At 69.6% G+C, this 8,333-nt stretch carries 8 protein-coding genes and 1 pseudogene; 3 read left to right on the top strand and 6 right to left on the bottom strand.

Annotated elements, in window-relative coordinates:
• Together ABB33_RS16815 and ABB33_RS16810 are read right to left on the bottom strand one after the other, a co-directional pair.
• A pseudogene (locus ABB33_RS16815) lies at positions 1 to 195 on the bottom strand (DUF2145 domain-containing protein); the annotation flags it as partial.
• Between the two features lie 36 nt (positions 196 to 231).
• A complete protein-coding gene (locus ABB33_RS16810; protein ID WP_056932847.1) occupies positions 232 to 1,206 on the bottom strand; it encodes a mitochondrial fission ELM1 family protein in 975 nt (324 codons plus the stop codon).
• Between the two features lie 130 nt (positions 1,207 to 1,336).
• Here ABB33_RS16810 and ABB33_RS16805 point away from each other — a divergent pair, with 130 nt between their 5' ends.
• A complete protein-coding gene (locus ABB33_RS16805; protein ID WP_056932846.1) occupies positions 1,337 to 1,927 on the top strand; it encodes a malonic semialdehyde reductase in 591 nt (196 codons plus the stop codon).
• An 86-nt stretch (positions 1,928 to 2,013) separates the two neighbouring features.
• Complete coding sequence (locus ABB33_RS16800) at positions 2,014 to 2,703, top strand: YceI family protein (RefSeq protein ID WP_082595147.1); 690 nt, start codon at positions 2,014 to 2,016, stop codon at positions 2,701 to 2,703.
• 109 nt (positions 2,704 to 2,812) lie between these two features.
• On the opposite strand, the gene ABB33_RS16795 is transcribed toward ABB33_RS16800, so the two are convergent.
• The 4 genes from ABB33_RS16795 to ABB33_RS16780 all read right to left on the bottom strand — a co-directional run bounded on the left by ABB33_RS16795 (position 2,813) and on the right by ABB33_RS16780 (position 5,039).
• Positions 2,813 to 3,214: a hypothetical protein gene (locus ABB33_RS16795; protein ID WP_056932845.1), complete on the bottom strand. Its 402-nt coding sequence runs from the start codon at positions 3,212 to 3,214 to the stop codon at positions 2,813 to 2,815.
• A gap of 117 nt (positions 3,215 to 3,331) precedes the next feature.
• Positions 3,332 to 3,643, bottom strand: coding sequence for an I78 family peptidase inhibitor (locus tag ABB33_RS16790; protein WP_056932844.1), 312 nt, complete (start codon positions 3,641 to 3,643; stop codon positions 3,332 to 3,334).
• Between the two features lie 70 nt (positions 3,644 to 3,713).
• Positions 3,714 to 4,505, bottom strand: coding sequence for a siderophore-interacting protein (locus tag ABB33_RS16785; protein WP_056932843.1), 792 nt, complete (start codon positions 4,503 to 4,505; stop codon positions 3,714 to 3,716).
• Positions 4,506 to 4,529: 24 nt separating this feature from the next.
• Positions 4,530 to 5,039, bottom strand: a complete 510-nt coding sequence (locus ABB33_RS16780; protein WP_056932842.1) for a PadR family transcriptional regulator — start codon at positions 5,037 to 5,039, stop codon at positions 4,530 to 4,532.
• 432 nt (positions 5,040 to 5,471) lie between these two features.
• Here ABB33_RS16780 and aceE point away from each other — a divergent pair, with 432 nt between their 5' ends.
• On the top strand, positions 5,472 to 8,159 hold the full coding sequence (aceE, locus tag ABB33_RS16775; protein ID WP_056932841.1) for a pyruvate dehydrogenase (acetyl-transferring), homodimeric type: 2,688 nt from the start codon (positions 5,472 to 5,474) through the stop codon (positions 8,157 to 8,159).
• Positions 8,160 to 8,333 lie beyond the last annotated feature (174 nt).

Genomic DNA, 8,333 nt, shown 5'->3' with positions numbered 1-8,333 from the left:
GCCGCGCGCGGCAATGGCCACGTCCACCCCGGGCAGGGCATCCAGGGTGTCGGCGGTGAGCGCGGCCATGTCGAACATCGCCGCCATCGTGGTGGGCGGCGGGTAGCGTGGGGCGCAGGCCGGCGGCTGCGCGGCCGCGGCCGGTGCCAGCGTGGCCACGCACAGGGCCAACAGCGCGGGAAGGCGGGGGATCATCGGGGCGCATCCTTGCAGGGGCGGCGTAAAGAAGGGTTACAGGCCGAGCCGCGCCTTCACCTCGGCGGCGATGCGCGGGGTTTCGCGCAGCGGTTCGATCGGCTGCAGCGGATCGGCCTGCAGCGCGTCCAGCCCGTCCAGCAGGCGCCCGCGCGCACGCAGGGCGCGCTGGAAGCGCAGCATGCGCGCCTGTGCGCGCTGGCCCAGCAGCACGCCCACCGGCACCCGGGTGGCGCAGGCCTCGGACAGCAGGTTCACCGAATCGGGCGTGCACACCACCCGGTCGGCCCAGCCCAGCAGGCCGGCATACGGGTTGCTGCCGTCGCCCCCGTCGCTCCAGATCACCCCCGGCACGTCATCGAACGCATGCAGCAGCGCCTGGGTCACCGGCCGCGGCGTGCGCCGCGAGGTGGTGGCCAGCACGCTGCCACCCTCGGCGCGGATGCGCGCGGCCAGTTCGCGCAGCACCGGCACGATCTCCGCCTGCTGCCACGGCGCATGGTCGGTGGGGCCGCCCACCAGCAGCGCGGTACGCGGCCCGGGCAACTGCTCGAAGCTGGCGAACGCGGCGCGGCCGCAGGCCAGCCAGTCGTCGGTCACCGGGTTCAGGCTGCCCAGCAGGGTCAGCACGTTGCCGCCGCGCAGGCGGTCATGCTCGGGCACCACCACCAGGTCCCAGTGGCGGGCGTTGATGCGCGGGTCCAGGATCTGCACCGTGCGCGTGCCACGCCCGCCCAGCACCCGCAGCGCGCCGGCCGCCTGGCGGCCGCAGCCGATCGCCAGCGCCGGTGCCGGCCCGGTGGCCAGCTGTTCGAAGGTCGGCCCAAACCCACGTGCGGCGCCGGGCAGGGTGCGCGGCGCCAGCCAGCGCCACGGCGCGCGCGGCTCCAGCTGCAGCCGCTGCTGGCCGCCCAGGCGCAGCGCCGAAGCCAACGCCACGGCCTGGCGCACGTTGCCGGCGCGGCCGTCGGTGATCGTCCAGGGAAGCGTCGATCGTTTCGCGTGTGGCATTAATTCGTTTCAGTCAGGCCGGGTGTTGCAACAGTCGCGACGCCCTACACTGCGCCCTCTGCTGCGGTGGCATTGTCCGGGGCTTGCCCGCACAAGGCCACGACCGTAGCCAATCCATCACGGAGTTTCCATGTCTGATGTTCTTGCCGATGCCGCGCTCGACCAGCTGTTCCGCACCGCGCGCACCCAGAATGCCTTCCAGGACCGCCCGGTCGAAGACAGCCAGCTGCGCGCGCTGTACGACCTGCTGAAGTGGGGCCCGACCGCGGCCAACTCCACGCCGGCGCGCTTCGTGTTCGTCAAGTCCGCCGAAGCCAAGCAGAAGCTCGCCCCGGCCCTGTCCGAAGGCAACCTGGCCAAGACCCTGGCCGCGCCGGTCACGGTGATCGTCGGTTACGACGAGGATTTCCACGAAAAGCTGCCGTACCTGTTCCCGCACACCGACGCCAAGTCCTGGTTCGACGGCCCGCGCGAAGGCCGCCACGAGGCCGCTTTCCGCAACGGCAGCCTGCAGGGCGCCTACCTGATGATGGCCGCGCGCGCGCTGGGGCTCGACGCCGGCCCGATGTCCGGCTTCGACAACGCCAAGGTCGACGCCGCCTTCTTCGCCGGCACCGCCATCAAGTCCAACTTCCTCGTCAACCTGGGCCATGGCGATCCGTCCGGCGTGTTCCCGCGCCTGCCGCGCCTGTCCTTCGACGAAGCCGCGCGTATCGTTTGACCGCTCCACCCCGGCGCCGTCGCGCGTGCGCCGGCATGCTGAAAAGACCGCTCCCGCCTTCTCATCCCGCATCCCAGGAGACACCCATGTCCACCGTCACCAAGCTGCTGCTCCCGCTGGCCCTGGCCGCCGCCATCACCGCCTGCTCCAAGCCGGCCGACACCGCTGCCCCGGCCGCCCCGGCCGACACCACCGCTGCCGCCCCGGCCGAAGCCGCCGCCCCGGCCGCGCCTGAAGTGGCCCCGATCCAGGTCGCTTCCGGCACCTACACGCTCGACCCGACCCACACCGACGTGCTGGTGCAGTGGACCCACATGGGCTTCTCCAACCCGAGCGCGCACTTCGGCAACGCCGACGGCACCCTGGTCTACGACGCCGCCGACGTCAGCAAGTCCAGCGTGGAAGTGACCCTGCCGCTGTCGGGCCTGAACGCCTTCACCGCCAAGTTCGACGAACACCTGCGCAGCGCCGATTTCTTCGACGCCGCCAAGTTCCCGACCGCCACCTTCAAGAGCACCAAGGTCGAAGCTGCCGGCACCAACAAGCTCACCGTCACCGGCGACCTGACCGTCAAGGGCACCACCAAGCCGGTCACCCTGGACGTCACCATCAACGGCGCCGGCGAACACCCGATGCTGAAGCTGCCGTCGGTGGGCTTCGATGCCACCACCACCCTCAAGCGCAGCGACTTCGGCGTGGGCGCCTACGCCCCGGCGGTCAGCGACGAGGTCAAGGTGCGCATCACCACCGAAGCCTCGATCCCGAAGGCCGAGTAAGCCGCCACCGGGCACGTTCCGGCCGGCAATACGCACAAGGCCCGCCAATGGCGGGCCTTGTGCTTTTCATCGCGGCCGCATCGGCGCAGCGCCGTGGTGCGCCGGTGGCTCAGCGCAGCGCCTGCAGCCACGCCACCACCGCCTCGCTCGGCGACTGCCTGGGCTTCAGCGCCAGCCCGCTGGCCTGCACGAAGGTCTGCGCCACCTGCGCCAGCCGCTGCCGCGCGATCAGCATCACCTGCTTTGCCGCCGCCTGCTGCTTGCGCAGCTGCACGATATGGATCGACGGCCGCCCGGCCGGTGCGTACTTCTGGTCGCGGCGCAGCACGTCGGCCACCTGCGCCACTTCGTGCTCGGCCTGCAGCAGTTGCTGCTGCGCCTGCACCAGCGCCCGCAGCGGCGCGCGCAGCGCCTGCGGCTGCGCAAACCCGGCCAGCAGCGCATCGCACTGGCCATCGTCGGCCACGCGTGCCTGCAGGGTATCCATCACCGCCATCGTCAGCTTGCCCACGTTGCCGCCTGTTCCGTCATGACCGGGCGCGATTGTCGCATCGCCCATGCGCAAAAGGCCCGCCGGGGGCGGGCCTTTGCTCGTTCGTCGTCTGTCGCTCGTGGTGCGGCGGGGCGCTTACTCGCAGCGCACCGCGGTGATGGTGTTGTCCGCGTCCAGGAACACCCGCAGCCGGTCCTGGCGGATATCGCGGCTGATGATGGTGGCCGGGCCGATCGGATTCACCAGCCCGGCGCCGCTCTCGCGCGCCAGCCGGCGCATGTTGGCCTCGTTGCCCGGCTGGCCCACCGCCCACTGCAGCTGCGAGGCATCGCAGCGGCCATCGCCGGCCACGGTCGGGCCGGGAGTGGACAGGCAGCCACCCAGGCCGGCGGCGAGCAGCACGGCGGTGGCGGGAACAAGCAGCAGGTTCAGCGGGCGCGGGGTCATGGCAGGCAACCGGATCAACTGCCCGCAGCATAGCAGCGGGCGCCTGCCGCGGCGTCGTGGTGCGGGCGGCTCAGTCGGCATCGCCGGGGTGCGCCTTCCAGTACCCGGTGGCGCGGATCCAGTCCGTCGGCACCTGCAGGTGCTCGGCAAAGAACTGCCGCATCGCCCGCGCGCGCCGCGATTCCAGCGCGATCCAGTAGTACGCATCGCCGTCGGGCACTTCGAAATCCACCAGCGCGTCCTCCAGCAGGGTGCTGCTGGCCGCGTCCACGCCATTGCGCTCCAGCCACGACACGCGCACCTGCGCGGCGCTGGGCAGCGGCTGCCGGTCGGCCTCCTCGGGGATCTCGATCAGCACCTCGGCCTGCGCGTGCTCCGGCAGTTCCGCCAGGCGCCGGGCGATGGCCGGCAGCGCGGTTTCGTCGCCGATCAGCACATAGGCGTCGTAGTCGTCGGCCACCTGGTAGGACCCGCGCGGTCCGGCCACCACCAGCGCATCGCCCGGCTGCGCCCGCAGCGCCCAGCCCGATGCCACGCCGTGGCCGTGCAGCACGAAATCCAGCACCAGCTCACCGGCCGCGGCATCGTGCAGGCGCGGGGTGTAATCGCGGCTGGGCGAGGGCGCCAGCCCGTCCGGGTAGCGCGGGCCCTGCGCGGTCAGCTCCGGCAGCACGAACGCGCCCTGCGCATTGGGGAAGAACAGCTTGACGTGGTCGTCCGGCCCGGGGCTGTCGAAACCTTCCAGGGCATCGCCGCCCAGCACCACGCGCTGCATGTGCGGGGTCAGGCGCTCACTGCGCAGCACCTGCAGCTGGCGGAATCGCGGGGTCAGGGAAATCCGTCGGTTTTCGTGCAATGACATGGGAATGGCTCGTCAAAAGTAGGGTCAGAGTCGGTTTTTCGCCGCGTCGCCGTGCGCATGCGCGGCCGCCTGGTCCAGCAGCGCGGCCACGTGCGCGGCATCGGCGTCCTGCCAGCGGCCGTTGCGCGCCACCAGCGCCTTCTTCAACCGCTGCATGGCCGCGCGCACCGGCGGCGGCAGGCTGGCCTTGGCCATGGCGCGCGCGCGCTCACGGGCGCGCCGCTGCGCCGCCTCCACCTCGGCCGCGTGCAGCGCCAGCTGCGCCAGCCCGGTTGCGGTGATGCGGTAGCGCCTGCGGCCGCCATCGGCCTCGGCCACCACCCAGCGCTGCTTTTCGAAATCGGCCAGCAGCGGGTACACCGAGCCGGCGCTGGGCACGTACATGTGCATGAACATCTCGCCCACCTGCTGGATCAGCTCATACCCGTGGCGCGGCGCCTGCCCAAGCAGCGCCAACAGCAGCAGCCGCAGGTCGCCACGGCCGAGCGCGCGGGCGGTGGGGTGCTGGCGGGGGCTGGAAGAGGCGGCAGGCATGGGTTTTCGATATATCGAACAAGCCAATGACGATATATCGAAAACTACCCGTGCGCAAACCTGCCGCAGCTCTGGCCCGGGCCGCTGTCATCGCGCTGACCCGCCGCCGCGGCAGTGTTGCCCTGGCCTGCATGCCCGCGGCAGGGCGTGCCGGCGGGACACGCTGTTCCGCCGCCACGCGCCGCAGTGGCCGCGCGCTGCCGTTGCCGACGCCGGTGCCCGGGCGTGCGGGCAAGCCAGTGCAGGGCGCCGCGGCTGTCCGCCGCTGTCCCGCGGGCGGCCATCGCGCTGTCGCGTGTTGTCCGCCAGACACCGCGATCGGCAAGCCCATACGCAGGCGTAGCCAGCTTCGCGGGCGGGCGGGTGCGCTACACTTTGTGGCTCAAAACTACTGAACAAGCGCGCGCGTGCGTGCCGTAACTGGGAGCGCCAATGAACTGGTTGAATGAAGTGCTGAACAACGACCCGAACCCCCTGGAAACCCAGGAGTGGATCGAGTCGTTGAAGGCCGTTATCGATGTCGAGGGCCCCGAGCGCGCGCATCAGTTGCTGGAAGGCATGGTTGAGCTGACCCGTCGTTCGGGCGCGTTCCTGCCGTTCTCCCCCACCACCGAATACGTCAACACCATCGAGCCGCAGCTGGAGGCCAAGAGCCCCGGCAATGCCGAGCTGGAATGGCGCATCCGTTCCATCATCCGCTGGAACGCCATGGCCACCGTGGTGCGCGCCAACCGCAAGCCGGGCGACCTGGGCGGCCACATCGCCTCCTTCGCCTCCGGCGCCACGCTCTATGACGTGGGCTTCAACCACTTCTGGCGCGCGCCCAGCGACACCCACCCGGGCGACCTGCTGTTCATCCAGGGCCACAGCGCCCCGGGCATCTACGCCCGCGCCTTCCTGGAAGGCCGCATCGACGAGCAGCAGCTGGACAAGTTCCGTATGGAAGTGGATGGCGGCGGCCTGTCGTCCTACCCGCACCCGTGGCTGATGCCGGACTTCTGGCAGACCCCCACCGTGTCCATGGGCCTGGGCCCGCTGGCCGCCATCTACCAGGCGCAGTTCATGCGCTACCTGGAAAACCGCGGCCTGATCGAGAAGTCCGACCGCAAGGTGTGGTGCTTCATCGGCGACGGCGAGAGCGACGAGCCCGAGACCCTGGGCGCCATTGCCCTGGCCGGCCGCGAAGGCCTGGACAACCTGATCTTCGTGGTCAACTGCAACCTGCAGCGCCTGGACGGCCCGGTGCGCGGCAACGGCAAGATCATCCAGGAACTGGAAGGCGTGTTCCGTGGCGGCGGCTGGAACGTCATCAAGCTGCTGTGGGGGTCCTACTGGGATCCGCTTCTGGCCAAGGACACCAACGGCGTCCTCAAGAAGCTGATGATGGAAACCGTCGACGGCGAATACCAGAACTGCAAGGCCTTCGGCGGCGCGTACACGCGCGAGCATTTCTTCGGCAAGTACCCGGAAACCGCCGCCATGGTGGCCAGCCTGTCCGACGACGACATCTGGCGCCTGAACCGCGGCGGCCATGACCCGCACAAGGTGTACGCCGCCTACCACCAGGCCGTGAACACCAAGGGCATGCCCACCGTCATCCTGGCCAAGACGGTCAAGGGCTACGGCATGGGCAGCGCCGGCGAGGCGCTCAACCCCACCCACCAGACCAAGAAGCTGGACGACGAAGCGGTGCGCCACTTCCGCGACCGCTTCAACATCCCGGTCACCGACGAACAGCTCAAGGACGGCCAGGTGCCGTTCTACCACCCGGGCCCGGATTCGCCGGAAGTGCAGTACCTGCAGGCGCGCCGCGCATCGCTGGGCGGCTACCTGCCGCAGCGCCGCCGCAAGGCCGACAAGTCCTTCAACGCGCCCAAACTCGAGACCTACGAGCGCCTGCTCAAGGATTCGGGCGAGCGCACCTATTCCACCACCATGGCCTTCGTGCAGACGCTGAACATCAGCCTGCGCGACAAGGAGCTGGGCCCGCGCCTGGTGCCCATCGTCGCCGACGAAGCCCGCACCTTCGGCATGGAAGGCCTGTTCCGCCAGATCGGCATCTACGCCCCCTACGGCCAGAAGTACAAGCCGGTCGACGCCGACCAGCTCATGTACTACCGCGAAGACCAGAGCGGCCAGGTGCTGCAGCAGGGCATCAGCGAGCCGGGCGCCATCGCCTCGTGGATGGCCGCCGGCACCAGCTACTCGGTCAGCAACGTGCCCATGCTGCCGTTCTACATCTACTACTCGATGTTCGGCTTCCAGCGCGTGGGCGACCTGGCCTGGCAGGCCGCGGACATGCGTACCCGCGGCTTCCTGCTGGGCGGCACCGCCGGCCGCACCACGCTCAACGGCGAAGGCCTGCAGCACGAGGACGGCTTCAGCCACATCGTGGCCGGCGGCATCCCCAACGTGCGCAGCTACGACCCCACCTTCGGCTACGAAGTCACGGTGATCCTGCAGCATGGCACCAAGGCCATGATGGAAGACCAGGTCGACGAGTACTACTACATCACCCTGATGAACGAAAACTACACCCACCCGGCCATGCCGGAAGGTGCAGCCGACGGCATCATCAAGGGCATGTACCTGCTCACCGATGCCGGCAAGCCCAAGAAGGGCGAGCTGCGCGTGCAGCTGCTGGGCAGCGGCACCATCCTGCGCGAAGCCATTGCCGCGGCCGAACTGCTGGACAAGGACTTCGGCGTCACCGCCGACATCTGGTCCTGCCCCAGCTTCAACGAACTGCGCCGCGACGGCTTCGACGCCGAGCGCTGGAACCGCCTCCACCCGGAAGCCGAACCGCGCAAGGCCTACGTCACCCAGCTGCTGGAAGGCCGCCAGGGCCCGGCCATCGCCGCCACCGACTACGTGCGCGCCTACGCCGACCAGATCCGCGCCTTCGTGCCGATGACCTACTCGGTACTGGGCACCGACGGCTTCGGCCGCTCCGACACCCGCGCCAACCTGCGCCGCTTCTTCGAAGTGGACCGCTACTACATCGCCCACGCCGCCATCGCCGCGCTGGCGAAGGACGGCAAGATGACCGCGAAGGACGTGGCTCGGGCGATCAAGCAGTACAACATCGATCCGGAGAAGGCGAATCCTGTAGGGGTTTGAGTGACCGTTAGTGAGTCTAATAGGCGGCTGTGAGGCCGCCTATTTTTTTTGAATAAATGCAAGGTACGCAGAACTAAGGATGGACCGGCCAGAGTTCCGTAGACACTCAGTCGCCGCTCTGCGCGTAGCGCCTCTCAAACTCTACCGGTGACAGTCCGCCAGCGGAACCATGTA

This window comes from Stenotrophomonas acidaminiphila (assembly GCF_001431595.1).
Taxonomy (GTDB): domain Bacteria; phylum Pseudomonadota; class Gammaproteobacteria; order Xanthomonadales; family Xanthomonadaceae; genus Stenotrophomonas; species Stenotrophomonas acidaminiphila.
Note: the sequence above shows the minus strand (reverse complement) of the source record. Positions and strands in the feature narration are given on the sequence as shown.